The organism is Paraburkholderia steynii (assembly GCF_900100565.1).
In the GTDB taxonomy this organism is placed as follows: domain Bacteria; phylum Pseudomonadota; class Gammaproteobacteria; order Burkholderiales; family Burkholderiaceae; genus Paraburkholderia; species Paraburkholderia terrae.
This window is the reverse complement of sequence record NZ_FNDI01000014.1, coordinates 223,539-245,089: the sequence shown is the minus strand read 5'-3', so window position 1 is coordinate 245,089 and position 21,551 is coordinate 223,539. Positions and strand designations below refer to the sequence as shown.

General features: G+C 59.7%; 20 protein-coding genes and 1 pseudogene. 8 read left to right on the top strand and 13 right to left on the bottom strand.

Features of this window, described 5'->3' with window-relative positions; all coding sequences use genetic code 11:
- Positions 1-700: 700 nt before the first annotated feature.
- Together BLT65_RS47640 and BLT65_RS25050 are read left to right on the top strand one after the other, a co-directional pair.
- Positions 701-1,465 carry a peptidoglycan-binding protein gene (locus BLT65_RS47640; RefSeq protein ID WP_208545800.1) on the top strand — a complete coding sequence of 255 codons (765 nt, stop codon included), beginning with the start codon at positions 701-703 and terminating at the stop codon, positions 1,463-1,465.
- 281 nt (positions 1,466-1,746) lie between these two features.
- Entirely contained in the window at positions 1,747-2,526 is a 780-nt protein-coding gene (locus BLT65_RS25050) for a hypothetical protein (protein ID WP_091782208.1), read from the top strand.
- Positions 2,527-2,580: 54 nt separating this feature from the next.
- Here the strand turns inward: BLT65_RS25050 and BLT65_RS25045 are convergent, their stop codons facing one another.
- The 5 genes and pseudogenes from BLT65_RS25045 to BLT65_RS25020 form a co-directional block, all read right to left on the bottom strand.
- Positions 2,581-5,451, bottom strand: coding sequence for a CHAT domain-containing protein (locus tag BLT65_RS25045; RefSeq protein ID WP_167306534.1), 2,871 nt, complete (start codon positions 5,449-5,451; stop codon positions 2,581-2,583).
- A 526-nt stretch (positions 5,452-5,977) separates the two neighbouring features.
- Positions 5,978-6,964 (bottom strand): hypothetical protein, encoded by a 987-nt coding sequence (locus BLT65_RS25035; RefSeq protein ID WP_143036545.1) that lies wholly within the window; start codon positions 6,962-6,964, stop codon positions 5,978-5,980.
- An 82-nt stretch (positions 6,965-7,046) separates the two neighbouring features.
- A complete protein-coding gene (locus tag BLT65_RS25030; protein ID WP_091782197.1) occupies positions 7,047-7,676 on the bottom strand; it encodes a glycoside hydrolase family 19 protein in 630 nt (209 codons plus the stop codon).
- A gap of 248 nt (positions 7,677-7,924) precedes the next feature.
- A pseudogene (locus BLT65_RS25025) lies at positions 7,925-8,023 on the bottom strand (F0F1 ATP synthase subunit C); the annotation flags it as partial.
- A gap of 142 nt (positions 8,024-8,165) precedes the next feature.
- Complete coding sequence (locus tag BLT65_RS25020; protein WP_091782194.1) at positions 8,166-8,897, bottom strand: SDR family oxidoreductase; 732 nt, start codon at positions 8,895-8,897, stop codon at positions 8,166-8,168.
- 111 nt (positions 8,898-9,008) lie between these two features.
- On the opposite strand from BLT65_RS25020, the gene BLT65_RS25015 reads away from it, so the two are divergent.
- The gene (locus BLT65_RS25015) at positions 9,009-9,920 is read left to right on the top strand and encodes a LysR family transcriptional regulator (RefSeq protein ID WP_091782191.1); all 912 of its coding nucleotides are present in this window, start codon (positions 9,009-9,011) and stop codon (positions 9,918-9,920) included.
- 194 nt (positions 9,921-10,114) lie between these two features.
- On the opposite strand, the gene BLT65_RS25010 is transcribed toward BLT65_RS25015, so the two are convergent.
- Positions 10,115-10,972: an oxidoreductase gene (locus tag BLT65_RS25010; RefSeq protein ID WP_091782189.1), complete on the bottom strand. Its 858-nt coding sequence runs from the start codon at positions 10,970-10,972 to the stop codon at positions 10,115-10,117.
- Positions 10,973-11,115: 143 nt separating this feature from the next.
- Positions 11,116-11,289: a hypothetical protein gene (locus BLT65_RS47290; protein WP_167306533.1), complete on the bottom strand. Its 174-nt coding sequence runs from the start codon at positions 11,287-11,289 to the stop codon at positions 11,116-11,118.
- 188 nt (positions 11,290-11,477) lie between these two features.
- Here BLT65_RS47290 and BLT65_RS25005 point away from each other — a divergent pair, with 188 nt between their 5' ends.
- From BLT65_RS25005 to BLT65_RS24995, 3 genes are all read left to right on the top strand, one after another.
- Entirely contained in the window at positions 11,478-12,392 is a 915-nt protein-coding gene (locus BLT65_RS25005) for a transcriptional regulator (RefSeq protein WP_091782186.1), read from the top strand.
- Between the two features lie 297 nt (positions 12,393-12,689).
- On the top strand, positions 12,690-13,346 hold the full coding sequence (locus tag BLT65_RS25000) for a TMEM175 family protein (protein WP_042305596.1): 657 nt from the start codon (positions 12,690-12,692) through the stop codon (positions 13,344-13,346).
- Positions 13,347-13,748: 402 nt separating this feature from the next.
- On the top strand, positions 13,749-14,396 hold the full coding sequence (locus BLT65_RS24995) for an EF-hand domain-containing protein (protein WP_244186591.1): 648 nt from the start codon (positions 13,749-13,751) through the stop codon (positions 14,394-14,396).
- Between the two features lie 36 nt (positions 14,397-14,432).
- On the opposite strand, the gene BLT65_RS24990 is transcribed toward BLT65_RS24995, so the two are convergent.
- The 4 genes from BLT65_RS24990 to BLT65_RS24975 form a co-directional block, all read right to left on the bottom strand.
- Positions 14,433-15,389 (bottom strand): threonine/serine dehydratase, encoded by a 957-nt coding sequence (locus BLT65_RS24990; protein WP_091782180.1) that lies wholly within the window; start codon positions 15,387-15,389, stop codon positions 14,433-14,435.
- Between the two features lie 11 nt (positions 15,390-15,400).
- The gene (locus BLT65_RS24985; RefSeq protein ID WP_091782177.1) at positions 15,401-16,540 is read right to left on the bottom strand and encodes a succinylglutamate desuccinylase/aspartoacylase family protein; all 1,140 of its coding nucleotides are present in this window, start codon (positions 16,538-16,540) and stop codon (positions 15,401-15,403) included.
- A 132-nt stretch (positions 16,541-16,672) separates the two neighbouring features.
- Positions 16,673-17,047 (bottom strand): VOC family protein, encoded by a 375-nt coding sequence (locus BLT65_RS24980; RefSeq protein WP_091782175.1) that lies wholly within the window; start codon positions 17,045-17,047, stop codon positions 16,673-16,675.
- Between the two features lie 3 nt (positions 17,048-17,050).
- Positions 17,051-18,127 carry a zinc-binding dehydrogenase gene (locus tag BLT65_RS24975; protein ID WP_091782278.1) on the bottom strand — a complete coding sequence of 359 codons (1,077 nt, stop codon included), beginning with the start codon at positions 18,125-18,127 and terminating at the stop codon, positions 17,051-17,053.
- Positions 18,128-18,240: 113 nt separating this feature from the next.
- Between BLT65_RS24975 and BLT65_RS24970 the strand changes: the two genes are divergently transcribed.
- Positions 18,241-19,179, top strand: coding sequence for an AraC family transcriptional regulator (locus BLT65_RS24970; protein ID WP_091782173.1), 939 nt, complete (start codon positions 18,241-18,243; stop codon positions 19,177-19,179).
- Between the two features lie 13 nt (positions 19,180-19,192).
- Here BLT65_RS24970 and BLT65_RS24965 read toward each other — a convergent pair whose 3' ends face one another.
- Entirely contained in the window at positions 19,193-19,831 is a 639-nt protein-coding gene (locus BLT65_RS24965; protein ID WP_079502252.1) for a LysE family translocator, read from the bottom strand.
- Positions 19,832-19,938: 107 nt separating this feature from the next.
- Between BLT65_RS24965 and BLT65_RS24960 the strand changes: the two genes are divergently transcribed.
- Positions 19,939-20,790, top strand: coding sequence for a LysR substrate-binding domain-containing protein (locus BLT65_RS24960; protein ID WP_007736292.1), 852 nt, complete (start codon positions 19,939-19,941; stop codon positions 20,788-20,790).
- Positions 20,791-20,806: 16 nt separating this feature from the next.
- On the opposite strand, the gene BLT65_RS24955 is transcribed toward BLT65_RS24960, so the two are convergent.
- On the bottom strand, positions 20,807-21,385 hold the full coding sequence (locus BLT65_RS24955) for an NnrU family protein (protein WP_091782171.1): 579 nt from the start codon (positions 21,383-21,385) through the stop codon (positions 20,807-20,809).
- Between the last annotated feature and the right edge of the window lie 166 nt (positions 21,386-21,551).

Below are 21,551 nucleotides of genomic sequence, written 5' to 3'. Positions count from 1 at the left end.
TGCAATTCGACGCGGTACCGAGGCGAGCGCGCTGCTCAGACTCACGGTCGCTCGACCGAGCGATAACCCAGAAATAAATGCCTCTTCGTTGTGAGCGGTCTTTCGCGAGATGTCGGCAGATCTTCGGCTCTGCCCTGGTCAACATCGACCGCGTTCTGTATGGAGGCCTTCCTCACGATGAAAGCGCCAAGTGCATCAGTCATCCTAGGTCACGGCCACCGACATCATCAGCCAATGCGCTTAAGTGAATCGCCTTTCGAGATGCCGGCTACGTTCTCGGCTACGCGCTCACCGCGTCGTTCGTACGCTTTTTTTTCGCGCCGAGGAACGAAGTCCGCGATCATTCGCGAACGCGCAACGGTCATCAGCTCATCGGGCGTTTCGAAACCGACAACAATAGCGTGAAAAGCGAAAATTCCGTAAGAGCGACATTGATCACATTGTGTGATCCCCCACATACAGACTCTAATGCTCGCCGGATGATTTGTATGCCGTGTAGAACGTAGACGCGGATAGAGGGAAGACACATTACTGAGGCGATATCGTTACCGTTCGATATCCGATCATTTATGTCCTCAACACGCAATGACGGATAGACAGTAATGAAGCTGCTGCGGTCGATCCGTTTTGCAGAATCGACCCCAGATCCGAGCGGTGGCCGACAAGACGATAGCAGTCGTCTCGATCCGAGGAGCCGAACATGTCGATTACCACACTAATGCCAATTCCCTCCGGCATAAATCAGAACGTCAAAGCGGCTCGTCAGCAAACCATGATTTCGCTGCTTGGTAATCCTCGTGCCACCTACAGCTCGGATTGCCAGAACCCAACGCTGCCTGTTATTGCATCGATGATCGTTCGCGATCAGGTCGGTCCGCTGAAGGTCACAGGCCTGCGCCCCGCCGTGGAATCGCTGAAGGACATATTCACTGACATCAAGAGTGCGTGTCCGAATATTTACCCGGCACTGGGGCATGCGGGAATGCTCTGCGCACGATTCGTGCGCGGATCAACCACAGCCATCAGCAATCACTCGTGGGGAACGGCGATCGATCTCACGCTCGATGGACAACTGGACGTTCGTGGCGACGGGCGCGTGCAACAAGGCCTGATCGATATTGCGCCTATCTTCAACAGCAGAGGATGGTTTTGGGGCGCCGGCTTTCGTACTGAGGACGGGATGCATTTCGAGTGCGGAGACGATCTTATTCGTAAGTGGGCGGCAGACGGTGTCTTCGGCGATGCACCGAAAGTCGGTGTAGCCACCGCTTCTCTGCTGACGTTAGGAGATCGTGGACCTGATGTCGCAGCGTTACAGACTGCACTGAACAACAAGGGCGCACATCTGCTCGTCGACGGCGACTTCGGGCGCAATACCCAAGCCGCCGTCATGGCATTTCAGCTCAGTCATGGTCTAGTCGCTGATGGCGTCGTCGGGGATAAAACCCATGGCTTGCTCTTCTGATCAAGATTTTCGGACATGATCCGTGCGTGAGCTGTTCGTTGCATCACAGCGAGAGTCTGTCGCCAGCACGCGCGATCGTAGTGATGCGTTCCCCGACACTTCCGCGAAACCGTCGCACTCGAGATGCCGATCTTCCCTCACCGCTCTTTTTCTGCGAGAAAATGGCACAGTTTTGTTATACGCTTAGATATACGAACAAAACTGTAAGCCGACAGATACATCAGACACGCGTATCACTCGCTCGGCTTTTCCTCCCACCTCTCTCATCGAGGACCATCGCCATGTCGATCCCAACCGTCACCGCCGACCAGGCCAGCGATTTCCTGCGCGACGCCGATCTGCCCGTCCCCCATCGTGGCGATGATCGCGGCATCGCCGAAGCGACACAGCCCCCGTTCGACCCCACCAAGAACGAGTCGGTCGTGGTCGGGTCGGGCATGGTCTCGTTCAAGTCCGGCGTGTCCCAACCCCGTCGCATGGCGATCACCAACTCGCTGCTGCTCGCGCAACTGGTCCTCAAGAAAAAAAACCTCACGCCCGACGCGCCGGACTGGTTCCATGAGTATGCGTCAGTGCTCGCCAATCTCGGCTGGCTGGTCGAAACGTCCGACATGTCCGACTACGTCACGAGTGACGACGGTCTGGATGTACACAAAGCGATCGAGGCCGTCGCTCTGGCGCTGCTCGGTCCTGGCGCGATTGCTGCCGCGCCCCTCATCAAGGCAGCGCTGGATGCGCTCGGGTCGATGAACACCAACACGCCCTGGATCACGCTCTTCAACCGCGAGACCAAGCGCGTCAACACCACCAGTTTCCAGCTCGCCATGACCGACCAGGGCGCCGACGACAAGCTCACCGTCTCGATGATGGCCTTCTCGTTGAACACTTCGATGGACATCACGCAAGTGCTGTTCTTCAAGGTGAGCAAGAACGATGCGAATCTCAGGAAAGTCGCGACGACCGCCGAAATCGACACCTCGGTGCTTGATTCGGTGCAAGACATGCTGCGCGACAAGGTCACCGCGTTCACCGCCAACTATCTGAGCGAAATCGATCTCTGATACCCCGGCACGCGGCACGTCATGCGCATCCCACATGACGTGCCGTGCATCGCTTCAGGCCTGCTCCGCCCACTCGCTGAGCGTCTGCAGCAGCTTCGAGCTCGCCTGCTGCTCCGCCTCGCTGATATCGCGGCTCGCATACGCAGCCAGCACGAATTCGCACTGATCCAGCACCGAGCCCCAGTTCTGCGTGGCGCTGATGCGCAACTTTAGATCGCGCAGCGCATCGATGAGAGAGTCGACATTGCACGCGAGCCGGCCGGCCTTCACGCTGTCGTAGAACTGCGTTTCTGCGCGCGCAACGATGCTCCAGAAATCCGGTTTCTGTTTGCAATTTATTTCGATCGATTCGCGCAGCCGGTCGACATCGGCTTGCAGGTATCCCGGCGCGTTAGTCCTCAGATTCATAACGAGTTCGCTGACGAGTCGGTTAAGCAGTGGGTAGAACATTGTGGGATCGTTGTCGCGCTGGGCAAGCTGCTCGGCTTGCGTGTACATGCCCGTCATCTCGGCGAGCGCCTTCGATTCCGCCTCGTTTCCGCCCGCCAGATGTTCAACGAAGGCCAGCCGCTTGTACGCCGATGCGCACAGGCTCAGACGTTCGGCCGTGACCTGGACCGCCAGCAACGCCTGCAGCCGCCCGATGCTCGCGTCGATCTCCGTGCGCGCGGCATCGATCGCATCGGGCGGTGCCTGCAAGACCGCGTTCGCACGCGTACACTTTGCCTTCAGCACGCTCCAGGCATTGCGCGCGCGCAGATTGGCGAGGGCGTCGGAGGCACCCAGGCTCGCGGCGCCGTCATTGGCGGCGAGCGCTTTCTCAAACCACTTTATCGCCGGCTCGCACATGCCGACCGCGCTCCACGCCCGGCCGAAGGCTTCTGCGATCTTGCCGCGCTGTCCCCAACGTGGGCCAAATGTACGCTCCAGGTATTCGAGCGGTGCTTTCGGAAACGTGGCGTCGTAGCGCGCGTTGGTAGTGAACTCCTCCAGCGCGAGCAGCAAGGACACATCGGAGCCCACGCTCGCATAGCGCTCTTCGGGTGGACGGCCGCGTCCGCTCTGCGTCTCGCCGGAGCACCTCAGCTCCCAGTTCGGATCGCCATAGCACTGATATGCGGCCCAGGTGTTGCCGCCCTGGAGCCAGGCCGCAAGACGCGCGGCGGCGACCGCATCGAGAAACCGGTCGCCTGCAATGAGCCGCTCGTAGAACGTCGTCGCGAAGAGATTCGCCTGCTCGTCTTCGACGGCCCAGCCCGCCGCGATCACACACTTCACGCCGATCTTGATCAGCTCCTCGGCGACAGTCGCGGCAAAGCGCGGGCGATCGTATTGCAGCGTGGGATCCTTCATCAGCTGGTCTTCGTTGCGCTCGGCGAGGTGGCAGCAGTTGACGAACACGAGCTCCGGAACGCGACGCAATGCGGCGATCTCCCGTGCGCCCAGATAGATGCCGTCGGACAGGACGATGCCACGCAAGCGGTCGCCGTTCGAAGCGGCCGGCGCTTCGTTGGCGGGTGGCTCGCCATGACCGCTGACATGCAGCACGCGCCATTCGCGCTCGAGCAGCGCGCTCACTATGGTGCGCGCGTCGGCGCCAACGTCGTCGTCGGAACGCGCCACCAGCGCGCGGACTTGCGCCGGCGTGAGCCGCTGCGCGAGCATCCGCGCGACCGCCTCGGCTTCCGCGCGCGCGCCGGGAAGGCGCCGGTAGCGCGGGTCGTCGATATACGGCTCGCCGATGACGAGCATCTGGGCATCGCGGTCGGCGTCGTCGACACGACCGCGAAAATCCCTCGTGCGCAGCTTGCGCAGCAGCTTCGCGCGGATCGCCCACGGCTTGACTGCGTCGATATCGCGTTTGCCGGATGCGCCGCCGGTATTGTCGAGCAACTCCCACGGAATACCCGCTGTGCCGTCGTCGACTTCGATCTGCATGTCCGATCCACCCGCCAGAAACGGATGCATCTCGCGCGGAATCAGCAACTGAAACAATATGCGGCCGATGCCCGGGTCGCTGTTGTCCGCGTTCGATGCAGACTTCACGAGTTGCCGGATCAACCGCCCCTGCGTCGCCGTCGCGCGGACTTCAGTGCGGGCGCGACGCGTGTCGAGCGTATAGACGATCGACTGCTCGCCTGACCGGTCTTCCTGCGTGACCGCGCTGAAGAGGTCGTAGTCCGTGCCGCGATAGGTATTGTCGAGCGGCCGGGACAGACCGCCCGTGTCGCGCAGCACCTCGTCTTCGAGCCGGATGCGTCCTGGCGTGGCCTGCTCCAGCAGGCGCAGTGCGCGCCAGGCTTCTGTCGAGCGATCCATGAACAGCTCGATCAGACGTAGATGCGACACGCCAGGCCATGTCACGCGAGCGAGCATCTGATTGGCTTCATAGACGCCCTCGACGACAAGCCGCGCCGCCTGTCCCGGCGCGATGCCGGTGCCGCCGCTGCCCACCAGCGTCGCGGCGAGTTCGAACGGCTCGATCCGGTCCGGTTCGGCCTCGGAAAGCCGTTGCGCCCACGCGATCACACCGAGGCGCACGGTCATGACGAGGTCACCGGCGTTCAGTTGACCCTCCGAGCCCAAACCGACGACGATCGCGCCCGCCGGACGCGGCAGTTCGCACGGCAGCTTCACTCGCCGCCCCGCGTTCACGAAGACTTGCTGCGCGCCGATCGTCTGCGGATAGCGCCCGAGCCGTAACGATGTGCTCAAGATGCCGCTCATCAGCTCATCGACGACGCCCTCGACGCCCGTCAGCGCCGCGTCGGAGTAGTGACCGAGCAGAAGCGGCTGCTCGATGAAAAGCAGATTGCCGTTCACCACGCTCACGCGCAATGCGCCGCCGCCCGCCTGCGCGTCGTGGGCTTGCTGCGGCGAGGTGCCGCTCGCGACGGCCGCGGCGGACTCATTCAGGCTGCGCATCGTTGCTCCTCCTGGTACGAGGCGTGAATAACGCGAACTGTAGACCGGCGCCATGGATCGGATCAGCTCGCCAGTCCTTCATCGAACAGCAACGCTTCCGGTTTCGCGGCGGCGCACGAGCCCCGCCATGCCAGGGTCACTGTTCCAGAGACGCTTCCGAGGTTCCGCATGCTGAAGTTCATCTATCAGCACGCCATCCGCAAGGAGACGACCGCGCATGAGCCTCCAAGGCGCGCTTGCGACTTGCTTGTTGCACGATGCGATCATGACGGTCTCCAGAACTCGTCGTGGGCGCGACAACAGGTCGGTCTTTCTCGAGGGTCGGGGCGCGTTATGTTCCACGCAGGTCGCGGTTCATGCCGTCCGTCTTCTCTGCGATAAGACGACGCATCGGCAACGATAATGATCCGTCTTCTTCGACCTAGAGTAGCCGACAGGGATAACAAACGTGAAAGGCGAGTGTGTGGTATCGAACACAGGCGGTGACAGGCCGAAAGTAGCGCCACGCTATCCGTGTCATCCGTGATTAGATAACAGTCGTCACCGAAGTTCGGCCGCTATTTGACGCGTTCGCGCCCATTTGAAACGGGTTCATGGCGGACTGCCATATGCTGAACCAATCGACGAGCATTGGATCTGCCTTTTGTACATTCCGGACGTTCGCCCCGTCCGGCCCTCCCGCTGTCCCTCTTGTCGCGATGCCGTTCACATCGGGCACTCCCCAAAACAACGCATCGAGCATTCTCAATCGAAGCTGCGGCGTCCATGTAACCCGAAGATCGTCGAGCTTCAATTTGAAATCCGCAAAGTATGCTGCCAGTGCTTCATTGCCATTCTGACGCCAGAATGTCGATGCATGATCGGCATACCACTCGCTGACGCCCAACGCGACGTTGGTCGGATTCGTCAAACTCTCTTCAAAGAGATGTTGCAGCCAAAGAAAGCCACTTTCGACATTGTCGATGCGACGTTCCCGTACCGCGTTGCGCGCCAGGAATGCGGGCAAATTCTCGTCGGTTAGCACCGGATACAATTGCAGATATTCGCTGTTCCGAAAGAATGTGCGTGCCTCGAAAGGTTCAGGCTTTCCATCGAGAAGATAGACGCCGATTCGTGACGAAATGCTGCCATCGAAGAACCCGAGCTCCCACGGCATCCATACACCTAGTGAGCTGTCTTCGTCCGCGGAGGTCCGCGAGTAAGCGAAGATCATGCAAGTGGCTCGGGAAAGATTTCTTCGTATGATCTCGACTTTTTCCTGAGTGACGTTAGCCCTGTCTTCCAGTTCCAGAATGTTGGTATCACGAAACGACGCGAAGCCGAGTGCCTTGATTTTCTGTTCGAGCCCATTCACCTTCTGGCAGTCTCGGAAACGGTAGGATAGGAAAACGTCATAGAAGCGATCGCGCCTTGGGTTCTCCTTGTCCTCGTGCCTGCCATTCTGATTTTCCAGCTGCTTAGCGCACATTCTGACCCCTCCAAAACGGTTGCCGGCGTACACGTTCGTCAGCATCGACACCTCACGACGGCAGTAGGACTGAACCTCGCCCTCTCCCGGCATCGTCACAATGCCTGCGCTGCGCGTGTGCAGAATTTCAATGGATCACAGCGAGAACCTGCTTATACAACGCGAACCTGTCTTTGATGCCGATGGTGCCCCCGTTGATGCGACGGGTGATTTCCGTAAAGTCCTCAAGGTCGCTGTCGTCCGTGCGATCGTCCGCCAGTTCATTGAGCCCTCGACTTTGCCAATACCACGCGGCGCTCGAACAGGCATACTCGGGCTGCACGAGCAGATCCGGTTGTTCGAGAAGCTTGGCATCGATTGCTTTTGCAGCCGCTGCATAATTACTGCGCCCCGTAAGCTGGATAATGCCTCGTCCTCGAAAGACGTAGCCATCATCGCTCTGCTCGTCGCCGTTGCCCATCCGGTTGGCGTAAACGAAATCCGCGAGTTTTCTCGGATTGTTGATATATGGCGATGCCGCCGCTTCATTCGGAAATCGTTTCGGCCACGCGCGCATCAGGGCTGCGACACTGTAATTGAGATTCTCTTCAAGGTTGTTGAATTGACCTGACTCGTAGCCAGTCTGCGCGAGAAAGCTTGCGATGCGATCTGGCGTATTGATTCCAAACTTCGACAGAGCCGCATTCAGGCTGTTTGTCCATGCGTCAGGAGACGTGCAGCGTGGGAAGACGCGCTTGAGGGAAGCCGAGTCCAACATAACTCCTCCATTACATATCGAGCACGCTGCTCGTGTGAGTGAATTCCGCATCTTGCAAACCAAAGCTCTCCCGCACCACCCCACGATCATTTCATTTAGTAATCGAAGATAGGTCGCGCGTCCTATGTAAGCAAGAGCGGGTATGTTCTATGTCCAACGCTGCAACGCGTCGTCGTTGAATTTGTACCGGCCCTTCGGCTGACGGAAAACTGGCTTACCGATCGCGACACGCGTGTGGCCTAAGCAGACCTTGCTCCAATCAGTCCAATACCGATACAGGCGCCGATAGCACCGAGGCCGATGATGATGGCAGTCAGACCCTGGATGTCGGCGATCAAAGCTTGCATGACCACTCCCTGAGAAAAGTTGTTCTGGAACTGGGATTCAAAAGGCGACGTCGAGTCCACGCGCCCCGAAGGCGCGCTTGCGTGCGCTTCGGGGTCGTTACTGCAGTCGCGGGTTTAAGTGCTTTCCTGCCCGCCGTGATCTTTAAAAATCCTGCACGGTGGGACGGATCACGATCTCGTTGACGTCAACCGAACGGGGCTGGTCGATCGCATAAGCAATGGCCTGCGCGATGGCATCGGCGGGAATGGCCATCTTGTAGAAATCGACGACGAAGTCGCGGCTGTCGTCATGGCCCGAACCGAACTTGAGTTCGGTGTCGATCGCACCCGGCGAGATCACCGTGGTGCGGATGTTGCCTCCAACCTCTTGACGCAGACCTTCAGAAATAGCCCGAACCGCGAACTTCGTACCCGAATACACCGTGCCGCCCGGGCTGAAGACTTTCAGACCCACGACCGACGCGATGTTGACGAAGTGACCGGACTGCTGCCTTTCAAAGACCGGCAACGCCGCTGCGACGCCATAAAGAAGGCCTTTGATATTGATGTCGATCATGCGGTCCCATTCGTCGGTCTTGCGCATCGACAGGGGCGCGATGGCCATCAGGCCGGCGTTGTTGACCATCACATCGAGGCGGCCGTGTTGCGAGACGACGTCGCTGATCAGGCGATCGACCTGTGCCTGATCCGTGACGTCGATCTGGTGAACTGATGCCTTGCCGCCTTTCGCCTCGATTTCAGCGGCAATGCGGTTGAGGTTGTGGAGCCGGCGAGCGGCCAGCGCGACGGTGGCGCCGTTCGAGGCAAGGCGCTTTGCAGTGGCTTCTCCGATGCCGCTGGAAGCACCGGTAATGACGACGACTTTGCTTGACATGCTATCTCTCCGAGAAGGTTGAAGTGCGTGGAGAGAAGTGTCGTCCTTGCTGGAATTTTTGATTAGACTGGAATATATGTAATCTCTTTTCCACCTGTGCAAAGGTCTCACATGCCCGAACTGGCCGACTTGAATGACATCGCCGTGTTTGTGCGGGTGGCGCAATTCGAGAGCTTTAGCCGCGCCGCACGGGCACTGGGCATGCCCGTCTCCACCGTCAGTCGCAAGGTGACAGCGCTCGAGGAACGCCTTGGCGTGACGCTGCTCCAGCGCACGACCCGCAAGCTCAGCCTGACCACACAGGGACGGGCCTATTTCGATCAATGCAGTGAGCCGCTGAGCCATCTGTATGACGCGGAACGCGTGATCACGCAGACGCAAAAGAAACCCGAAGGTCTGCTGCGTATCTCCGGTCCCGTCATGCTGGAACAGGAGTCGTTTTACGCGTTCGTCTCGTCGTTTCTAAAGAAATATCCGGGCATCCAGGTGGATCTTCACTTCACCAACCTTTTCCTGGACCTGATCGCCGAAAACGTCGACGTCGCGATCCGCTTCGGTGATCTGCAGGACTCGAGTCTTGTTGCGCAACGCGTGGGAAGAAGTGTCCGGCACCTCGTCGCCTCGCCCGAATACGCTCGCAATCACGATCTCCCCTCGCGGCCCGAAGAGATCAGCCAACTTCCGTGCGTGCTGATCAATGCTCGAAACAATGAGACGGAATGGCATCTGGTCAGTGGCCGGAAGTCGGTCAAGGTTCACGTGACGGGTCCCGTAGCCGCGCGCGATTTTCATATCGTCAGCGCTTTTGCGCTCCGCGGGCACGGGATCGCATTGCTTCCGTCCAGCTATTGTGATGCACATATCGCCAGCGGAGAACTTGTTCGTATCTTGCCGGAATGGTCGTCACCGGAAATATTCGTGCATGCCGTCTATCCGACACGCCGCTTCATGCCGTCGAAGCTAAAAGCGTTTCTCGATGAACTTAAAGCGTGGGAAGGTCCGCTTTGGCTTCCACTGCGATGAAGCGTTCTGCGACACGACGGGGCGGTGAATACCAGATCGCGCTCGGGCGCCCGTTTTAGTGTCTCGTGGGGCGATGGCTATCGCGTCCTCTAATGCAACCGTCGCACGAATGCGTTAGTAGACCAGAACGGTATTTCGCCCGAGTCGATTCGGCAAGCGCACGAAGACTCGGGCCGTTCAGCAGGTTATCGTCTTCAAACCGGAAAATCTGTGGATTGCGACAACGCCTCCCACGTCTGTGTTTCCGCCGTCACATAGGCAATCTTTTCTGCGATCGCCTTTAGCGTGTCGGTCCCGAGTGGCAGACGCAACGGAGGCGTTTGCGCATCGACCAGCATGACGACCGCTGTTGCCAGCTTCTGCGGATCGCCAGGCTGGTTGTGATTGATGTCGACGGCGAGGCGGCGCAGCGCGCCCGACGTCTGTTCGTAGTCGTCGATGATGTCTTTGCCGACGAGCAACGACGATGTATCCAGAAAGTCCGTGCGGAAGAAGCCGGGCTCGATGAGCGTCGCGTGAATGCCAAGCGGCTTCAACTCAGCGTGCAGTGCTTCCGTGATGCCCTCGACGGCGAACTTCGTCGAGCTGTACACGCCAACGCCTGCCGCCGCTTGATAACCCACAATCGACGAGATGTTGATCACGTGACCCGAGCACTGTTTGCGCATCACCGGCAGCACGGCGCGCGTCACGTTCAGCAGACCAAAGACGTTGGTATCGTAGATCCGGCGTACGTCTGCATCGCTCGATTCTTCGACGGCGGCAAGCAGCCCAAAGCCTGCGTTGTTGATCAGTACATCGATGCGGCCAAACTTCTCGACAGCGGCTTTGACGGCCGCCTTGGCTTGTGCCTCGTCGGTCACATCGAGCGCGACGGGCAGCACCGCCGATGACTCTCCGAGCCGCTCAACAATCGCAGCTGCGTTGCGGCCCGTGGCGACCACGGCGTTGCCATCGGCGATGGCTGCTTTGGCCATCAGCGCACCCAGACCGCGCGAAGCGCCTGTGATGAACCAGACGCGTTTGAACTGTTGCTTCGTGACGTTGCTCATGTTCCTGCTCCTACATTCGTAGTGAAAGTGAAAACGAATTGCGTGGAGAGGAGTGTCTTCCTGAAGGACATTTTTAATTAGAGTGGAATGTATGGAATGTCTTTCTCATTCATGCAAAAGTCCACCCTGACATTACGACTTACTTACACCGCGTAATCGTCTTTGGACAGGTACCCCACTTCACGAGCTTCAGTCACGCTACGCGCCACGGTAAGCGCCACTCGAGGGAGTCCCGTCGCCTGCTGCAGATGCACAATCGTCGCGACGCCCTGTTCGTCAAGGTGGGCGAAGTGCTGCAAACCAATCGTGGATGCCACGAGATGCCTCGCAGATGAAGCTGATCCGCTCCAAGGCGTCCGATGCGATGGACGGCACTAAGCAGAAGGTGCGCTAACGCACCGAACCCCTGAAAGTCGGGGTTTAGATTCCACGCCATTGGGTGACGTTCGGCTTTGACGCTAACGGATTTCGCTTTCATTACGATCAGATTACAAGGAGTAATTGCATGGACATGTCCACGGATTTCTCGGTCCCTGAAGCGACATTGCCGGACAAGTGGATCGACGCAGATCCCTCAGTGTTTAGAGAGCGTTTCGAGCGGAAGAGCTTCGATGTCTGCCACCACCTTGCATCTCATCCGCGCTTTCAACTCCCTCAATTGATGGAGTTGACGGAGCGAACCCTGAGAACGCGCCCATCTGATCTCTACTACGACATGGGTGACGTCGCGCCTGGTCAAAAATGGAAAGATACGAATCATGCATTCTCACCGCTGGATGCATTAGGGCAACTGGAAGATTCAAATGCCTGGTTCATCCTGAGAGACGCGCAGAAAGATCCGGCCTACACCGAGCTATACCGGCATGCGATCGCAGAGGTCAAGAATATGATTGGCGGCGGCATCGAATCCAAGATCAGAAATGAGGAGATCATCATTTTCATAACGTCGCCGAAGCGGGTGACGGCATATCACATCGATCGTGAATGCAATTTCATTCTTCAAATCCACGGGGAAAAGGATTTGTACGTCTTTGATCGGGAAGATCGGCAGGTTCTTCCGGAGGAGGAAATCGAGCAGTTCTGGACGATCGACAACAACGCGCCAAACTATAGACCCGAACTGCAGGACCGATCGCGCTTGTACAGATTGGCCCCGGGAAATGGCGTTCACGTTCCTGTCAACTGCCCCCACTGGTTGAAGAACGATGACAATATCTCGGTGACTTTAAGCGTAAATTTCCAGTTTATTGACTCTATCCGAAAGGATGTCTATCGCGCCAACTATTACCTCAGGAAGCTTGGAATCAATCCTTCTCCGCCTGGACGAAGCGCGGTGCGGGATCGAGCCAAGGCCATGGCGTTTTCGACGGCGTATAGCGCCCAGCAAGCTATCAAGTCGGCTTTGCACAAAGGCCGTTAGTCTCAGCCGGTCGCTCGTCGTTGAGTCGGCCCTGCCGCCTGATTCCCAAGGCCCTCGTGGAGACGAGGGCTTTTTCTTTGAGGGCGCTCGGCGCGTGCGCACTCTCTTCGATTGCGCACCATCAGTGGCCCTTGAAGTCGAGCCTTCGCGGATACGGGCAGAGCTGTGATGAATGGATCCCCTTGTCTGCGCACCAAACGCACCGAGGCGCATAATCGAAAACTCCCGAACGGACGCCAGGCAAAATGCCCGGCCTTCGACACAGCGGCAAAGCTCGATCGCCTGGAAGGGGGCCCCATGAACGATTCGGATGACAACCTCGGCCGTTTCAGCGCCCTCTCCGACGGCATCTTTGCCGTCATCATCACAATCATGGTACTGGCGCTGAAAATCCCCACACGGAACGATGGACGCGCCTTGCTCGAACTCTGGCCGGACCTGATCAGCTACGTGGTGAGTTATGCGTTCATTGCCGTCGTGTGGTTGAACCACCATCACGTGTTCAAACATGCGACCTCTCTCACAGGTTTGCTGGCGTGGTCCAACTTCGCCAATCTTTTCTGGATCTCTTTTATCCCCTTCACGACGGCGTGGCTAGCATCGAGCAGGGTTGCAAGTGTGCCGTTGACGGCATATGCAACAGTCTTCCTGCTTGTCGAGATGACATACATGGTTCTGATGTATGAAAGTTTTCGGCAGCGTCCCTCCAGCGATGCATCGACGCTTGGCCGACGCCGGATGCAATGGATCAGAGCCTGGATCATGCTGGCACTGTTTGCCTTTGCGGCACTCGCCGCGTTTCTTCCGGCTCTCGTGCGGATGGGATTGCTGGGAGCGTTTCTAATCCTTTACACCCAACCCGATCCACTCTCGAATCGGGAAGTCGCGAGCGAAAACCCTTCCAGCGAACCGCGACAGGAGGCGCGCGTTGAGACCCGTCAGGCCCGCCGCTGATCTTTCACTGAACCTTGATGTGCGATGTTCTCGCTCCCAGTAGTCGGCGCCCTTCTTCGAAAACTCAACTGCGAACACCGATAGTTGCCCGCGCGTTAATAAAAACTTCGTTTAAACCCAGAGAAGAAACGACCTGATCGCGCAAGCCTTTGACGGACATAGCTTAGGTCCTGGCGAAGATTGGGGTAGTTTCCTGCCTCTATTCTGAAGAATGGCCGACCACCATTTCTGAAATATTCCGGACTCCAAGCCAGGTTGACAGGCTATGAAGTAGCCATTGTTATTGGATCGATATGCGGGCTCGCCCAAAACCTGAAGATTGGGACGCGGCGATGGCAAACCGCTGCGGTAAAACTTCTTTAATCCCGGATGCAGTGCATCCGGATCATCATGGAGTCGTACATGTCAGTTTCCGGCATAAGCAGTCAGAGAGCGCTCACTCAGCCACAATCCAAAACGCCATCGGCGTCTTCAAATGACGGAACATCTGCAACGTCATCGGCATCATCTGCGTCCCCCCAAACGTCCGGGACAGGATCTTCCACACAGGTGACGTTCAGCCCGGATGCGCAGGCCCTCGCTGAGCTAAGGGCCAACGGCGTGACTGTTTCAACAGTCAGTCTCGTGGGATTGAACACGTCGCGCTCGCCCGGCGAGTCGGACGCCGACTATATTCAGCAGCTCAACGCGGCACTCAAAAGCCGCCTGCCGTTTGCCCAATCCACGATAGAAGGAAGGGACGGAATCGCCAATGGAAATATTTCGCAGTCGGACTTCGAGACAGTGCTCGCCCAATTCGGTGACAACAAAAGCGATGCGGACAATCTCTTCACCGCGCTTGATGAAGATCACGACGGCTCGGTATCGAACGCGGAGTGGTTGAGCGCCGTGCGCGACACGACGAGTACACCCGGCGACTCAACTGCGCAATCGCTGCTGAAACTGATGGACAGCAATGGCGATGGAACCGTGAGCAGCGCCGAGTTCACGCAACTCGAATCCATGATGATCGCTGCGGAGAAGGTCGCCGCGCAGAAGGTCGCTTCGTGACACGGGCTGCCCCAGTGAAGAGTACAACAGAGCACTTCACTGAACGGCTGCCACAAACTTGTCGAGCATGATGTTGCGGCCGCACAGCACCACGGCAACCGCACGGCCACGATACGAAGGCGCGACTTGCAGGAAACTCGCCAGCGCGACGCCTGCCGCGCCTTCGACCATCCAGCGGTCCGTTTGAGCGAGCCGTTTCATCGCCGCCTTGATTTCCTCTTCGCTGACCAGCACGCATCGGTCGATTACCCGTTGCGCGATCGGCAAGGTGATCGTATCCGGCTCAACACCGCCTGCCGTGCCGTCCGAAATCGTGTCCGTCTCCTCGACGTCGATCACCTTGCCGGCCTGAATGCAGCGATAGAGCGTCGTCGCATTCGCTGGCCAGCATCCCACCACCGCCGTGCTCGCACTAGCCGCCTTGATCGCCGAGCCGATGCCGGAAATCAGCCCACCGCCGCCCACCGATGCAAACACCGCGGCAAGACCCGGCAGTTGCTCGCTCAGTTCGACGCCGATGGTGCCTTGCCCGGCAATCACGTCGATGTCGTTGTACGGCGAGACGAACGGCAAGCCTGCCTCTTTTGCGCGCCGCGCCGCTTCGAGTTCCACTTCAAGCGTGGATGCGTCGATGGTCACGACAGATGCACCGAGCGCGCGTATCGCGTTCAGCTTGACGGGCGAAGCGGACACCGATGCATAGACGGTCACGGGCACGCCCGCGAGTTTGCCCGCGAGCGCGACGCCCTGACCGTGATTGCCCGTCGATACCGTCGCGACACCGCGACGTCGAACGTCGGCATCGAGCAGCCGCAGCTTGTTCGACGCGCCGCGAAACTTGAACGACCCCGTGTGCTGCAAATGCTCGCACTTCAGATAAACGTCGCAACCCGTCTGCTCCGACAGCAGCGCGCTGTGCTCCAGCGGCGTCACGCGCACTTGCGGTCTGAGCGCTTGATGCGCGTCGAGAATACGTTCGTAGAGATCTTCCATCGTCAGAGCCTTTAGAAATCATTCAACAGATTGCCGGCCGTGCGCCCCGGCAGCGGCGTGATGCCGGCGAGCAGCGCAATACGCTGCCCCGCTTTCACGAGCTTGAAATGCTGTGCAACGACGAAGATGCCGTCTACATCGCTGAGCACGACGTCGCGTGGCGTATCCAGCGGTGCATCGATACGCACGATCTCCGCGATCACATCGCCGCGCGCAACGGCATCGCCCGGCTGCTTCCGATACACGACAATGCCCGTGGACGGCGCGCTCACATGCGAGACGCCTTCCAGAGGATAGATGCGCGGCTCGATCTCACCATCCGTATCGCGTTCGTCGTAATCGATGATCGACTCTGCTGCGAGAAAGCGCAGGATGCCGTGCGCATCCGCGATGGCAAGCTCGTCGCTGACATCGGCCTGGCCCCGCAACTCGATGGACGCGCCAAAACCACTGTGTTCCGCATCGACGAGACCCGCCGACGACAGCACGTTCCAAGGCTCCATGAATGCCTCATCGAACGGTCCACCGCCCGCGCGATCTTCGAGAAACACAGCCTCGATGCGCAGCGCTTTTGCGAGCCGCAGCGCGCGCGGCTGTTGAGCGCGCGTGCTGTACAGATGCAGGATGCCGCTCGTATCGCAATGCAGATCGAGCAGGATGTCGTGCCGCAACGCTTCGCGCAGCAGATGCGATTTCATTGCCCTGACGGGATCGCGCGGCTCGTGCGCAGCGAGTAGCCTCTCGAACAGCGTCTTGAATTGCGCGACGTCGTTGCGCTCGTAGCGCGTCTCGCCTAGCGCCTGTTCGACCGCGTCCGCAATCGACGGGAAGTGACGGTTGAAGTTTTCGCCGTTCTCGAGATTGAAGCGCCCTGTCGGCATGCCGAAAATCCGCTGGCTCATCCCGATCGGATTCGCAAACGGCAACACGACCACGCGCCCTTTGACGCGCCCGTCTTTATCGAGCGCCGTCAGCATGCGCAGCAGATGATGGACGACGAGCAGGCCAGGATGCTCATCGGCATGCAGGCCTGCCTGAATATAGGCGCTGCGTGGTGTCTCGCCTGACCCGTCGAACGTGTACCGGATCAACTGATGCGCCGCGCCGGGCGCCACCTGAGGCAGTCCTGTCGTCTCTTTGCGTACCGTCACGTCGATGTCACCCCTTGCAAAGGTTGGTCGAAAACGTCCACGTTCATCGTAGGAGACAAAGAAGTCTCATATGGACAATTACGTCTATAATAGACTACCTAGGCTTTATTTTCCAAGTGGGATCGCAACGCTTCACGCTGCCGCGCTTTTCACCGGCTCGAAGTATTCGACGACTAACCCGTCGGGATGCCGCACCGTCATGTGTCTGCCTGCGGCGTTTTCGTGCGTCTCGCCGAGGAACGTCGCGCCCAACTCGCGCAGACGCTGCGCATACGCATCGAGCGCATCTACGACCAACGCTGCCTGAATGTGCCGCACGGGCGCCAACGCTTCATCGCTTCCCGCAAGCAGAATGAACGAACCGACCACAGCGACCTCGATTCCCATCGGTTCGAAGCTCAGCCGACGTTCACAGCGCAAGTCCTGGATCGCCTCGTAAAATGCGACGCTGAATTCGAGCAGTTCGCGCGCAACGTAAAGCCTATGCATCGTCTTCAGAACTGGCATCGCTCACCTCTGATGATCGACGACGATGCATTCGAGGCCCGACGCGCTAGCGGCACGCTCGATTGCTGAAGGGACTTCGTTCATGGCGAATTCGACGGAACGAATCGCGCGCAGGTCGAGCATGCCCGCGCTCGCCAGCGTCAGCAGCCGTCGCCACGCGTCGCGCGGATACATGAACTGGCCGAGTATCTCCCAGTCATTCAGCATCACCTCCGTATAGGGCAACGGCAGATCCACGCGCATGCTGCCCATCAGCACCAGTCTTCCGCCGCGCCGCAAGCTGCGCAACGCCGACAGTGTCAGGTTCGGATCGCTTGCGTTCCCGACCATATCGAACGCGATATCGGCGCGGCCTGCGCAGGCGGAACGGATTGCATCGGTATCGGCTGCCGCATCGCCGGTTGCCGCGACGGGCACAACGCGGCCGCCGCCCGCCTTTACGAGTTCGTCCAGCGCACGGGCATTGCGGCCCACGGCAACGACGCGCGCCGCGCCCAGTGCCAACGCCAGCAACGCAGCCGCCGACCCATACGCGCCCGTTGCGCCCGACACCACGATCGTTTCGCCCGCCGCAAGCCGGCCACGCAACAGGCCGCCGAACGGCAGGACATAACGCATCGCCACCGCAAGCTGCGCCGCGGGCAGGTCCGCAACGGCATCGGCGGGCGTCAATGTCGCTGCGGGCAGCAGCGCGTAGTCGGCGAGCGTGCCGTTGGGCCAGTCCGCCTGCATCGCGTAACTGTCGGCCTGCGTGGCCGTGATGCCGACGAGTATTTGCGCGGGATCGGCGACATTCTCGTTCGCAACGAAATGCGACGAAACGACCACGCGCTGTCCTGGCTTCAGATGCCACACATCGCCGCCGACCGCGTGTACGACACCGACTCCATTGCCGCCCGGAATGAACGGATGGTCAGGCGCGTGATAGACGGGCAGCTTGCCCGCAACGTAGTCACGCATGTACGACATCATCGCGGACGCCTCCATCCGCACCACGACGCCGCCGGGCCTCGCTGCGGGCACGGGCGCGTCTATCATGCTCAAGGTCCCGCCCAATCGGTCGAGCTGCCACGCTTTCATCGGATCGCTCCTCGTTTCAACGCGCACCATGCGGCGCAACCCGACCATCATCGCGCGGGAATAGCGTTCTACATATAATCAACTGACCGGTTTTTCTTATCGAGCGTACATTTATGGACGCGTTGTCCGAAGTGCTATCGATGCTCAGAGTGCGAAGCGGCGTGTCAGACCGCTTCGAGGGATGCGGCGCATGGGCGTTCAGTTTCCCGGCGTATCAGCATCTGAAGTTCGGCACGGTGCTGCGCGGGCGGCTCTATCTGCGGATGACGGGGCACGACAGCCTGCACGTCATCGAGCAAGGCGATTTCTATCTGCTGACCAACGGCCAGCCCTTTTGCTCCGCGAGTGTGCCCGATTGCCCGCCGCTAGACGGCCCTGCCACCTACCAGTCGATTCGCGGCGCGGATGGCGTCGTGCGCTTTCGCGGCCAGGGCGCCACCGGCCCGGTCGAGCTTGCGAGCGGCCGGTTCGTGTTCGACAACGACGTGACGGGACTCTTGCTGCAGCAGTTGCCGCCCATCGTGCATCTGAAAGCAGCCGATGTGTCGGCCCACGCGCTGTCGCACGTGCTCGCGCTGCTCGGCGCCGAAACAGCCTTTGTGAAGCCGGGGTCGGATGTGGCCAGAACGAGTCTCGCCACGCTCGTTCTGGTGCAGGCGCTGCGCGCGTTCATCGAGCGCGGGGACGTGCCGGACGGATGGCTCAAGGCGTTATCGGACAACAAGGTCGGCGCGGCGCTCACGCTGATGCACGGCTCGCCGCAACAGCGCTGGACCGTCGAGTCGCTCGCTGCAAATGTGGGTATGTCGCGGACCGCGTTCGCGTCGCGGTTCCGGCAACTCGTCGGGAGCGCGCCGCTCGAGTATCTGCATCAGTGGCGCATGACGATTGCAATGAGTGTACTGAAACAGTCGGAAGAACCGCTGCTGCAGATTGCCGAGAAGATCGGCTATCTGTCCGATACCGCGTTCAGCATCGCGTTCAAACGCACGATGGGGGTCAGTCCTGGCCGCTATCGCATCCGGCATCGGCAGGAGGCGGAGGTCCGCTAGAGGCGGCGAGACATCACGCGGACAGATTCCAGTGCCACGCATCCAGCGCCATCTTCGCGCCGAGCGCGAAAAGCATCGCGCCCATCACGCAGCGTTGAACGCCGAGCCAGTTCGGCCGCGTCGAAAGAAACCTGGCGAGATTGCCCGAGAACGTCGCGACCGCCGTATTGACCGAAGCGAACGCGAAGATCAGCGAAAAGCCCAGCGTAAGCGACTGCCTGAACACGCCGCCCGCGCGATAGTCGATGAATTGCGGCAGTAACGACAGGAAGATCAGTGCGAGCTTCGGGTTCAGCAGGCTCGTCGTCGCGCCCATCGCGAACAGACGGCGCGGCCTTTCGATCGACGCCGCCTCGATCTGCAACGGCGAACGGCCACCCGGCCTGAGCATCTGCCAGGCCAGATAAAGCAGGTAGAGCGCGCCAAATACGGCTAGAACGCGGCCTGCGCCGGGTATCGCAAGAAACAGCGTGGTGATCCCGAACGCCGCGCCGAACATGTACGTCAGATAACCGAGCATCACACCCGCGAGCGAGATCAGCCCCGCTTTCGTCCCCTGCGCGACCGAACGCATCATCACGTAGACCATGTTGGGACCTGGCGTCACGGCCAGCATGCCGCCCACCGTAATGAATTCGACCATCGTTCTCATGCGCTACCTCGTCGCGTCCGTAATGCCCATCGCAATTTCAGTATCGGAGCGCGCGACAGCTAAGTAAAACGATTTAAACTGAACGAATTACTCAATTTTTCTGACTGATGAAAAAGCTCGATCTCGACGTTCTGGAAATGGTCGTCGCCGTGGCCGACACCGGCTCGTTCGCGCGAGCCGCGACGTCTCTGCATCGCACGCCTTCCGCTGTCAGCATGCAGATCAAGACCATCGAAGAAGCGCTCGGCAAGCCGCTATTCGTGCGCACGACGCGCAACGTCGCCTTGACCGAGGAAGGCAGGACGCTGATCGACTACGGCAGGCGCATGCTGGCGATGCGCGAGGAAGCGTGGTCGTCGGTGGTGCGTCCGGAGATACGCGGCCGCGTGACGATCGGCGTACCCGACGACTACGCGTCGTCGCTACTGCCGACCGTGTTGCGAAAATTCGCAGTCGCGCATCCGCGTGTGCAGGTTCGCGTGATTGGCATGCCGAGCAGCGCGCTCGTTCCCTTGCTCAAGGACAACACGCTCGATCTCGCGTGCATCACGAAGACGCGGGGCATCACAGGAGAACCGATCCGTTCGGAGCCGATGGTGTGGGCCGCCGCGCGCGGTAATCAGCAGATATGGAAAGAACGCCCACTGCCCATCGCCGTGTTTGCGCCCGGCAGCACGGCGCGCGCGCATGCGATCGGCGCGCTGCAGCAGGCCAACATCAAATACCGGATGTCGTATGAAAGCCCTAGCCTTCTGGGGCTGATCTGCATGGTCGAGGCAGGCCTCGCAGTCGCGCCGCTCGCGCGATGCAGCGTCCCGGCGCATCTTGCGCAACTCGGCGAAGCAGAAGACTTGCCGCCGCTGGCAGCGGTCGAAGTCGTTCTTGTGCGTAGCGCGCGTTCGGCTCGACCGCCGTGCGATTTTCTCGCCGAGCAGATGTTGGCCGATCTGAGATCGTAAGTCTTCCCGTCGCGCATTAACCGAAAGGCTTCACGCCAATCAGCCAGCCGTGCAGAAAGAACGCGAACGCAACCCAGATGATCACACCGGCAACGACGGGCATCACATCGCGCGACAAGGTCCCCTTCGGATACACCACACCTTCCACACGATCCCGCCGAAGCGCAGCAGCCAAATCGAGGACTGCCCAAACGAGAAACGCGCCGAACAGCACCAGCGCGTTCAACGTCCCGTTCGCCAGCAGATGCGCCAACGCCCATAGCACGACAGCGAAGGTCATCGGATGCCTGAAGATGGCCTTGAAGTGGTTGCCCGGCGCATGCGCGGCGGGAAACAGAATGAAGGCGGCAAGCGTCAACAGGCCCGCTAGATGCGGCGCCCATGCGGGCGGCGACCAGAGCACGACTGGCTCGCGCCGCGCGATGCCGTAGCCCCAGATAATCAGCACGAAGCCGATCAGCGACACCACCGAATACGCCGTTTTCCAGTTCTTCTCGCCCATCCGCGCGATGCGCGCCTTGCGCCAATCTTCCGCGAAGATGCGGACGGAATGCCCGCCCAGGAATAGCAGCAACCCCAAGATCAGTATCGACATGACGGCTCCTCATGACAGACATCGACGGATGGCGACGATTGTCACGCATGATGGCATGCTATGCCAATTTCGTGGTGCGCCGAGCTTCCCGCAACCGCTCATGCGACAATGACGCGCTTTCTCGCGCTACCGCCTTACTCCTGAAAGAAAGCAACGGCATGCTCAA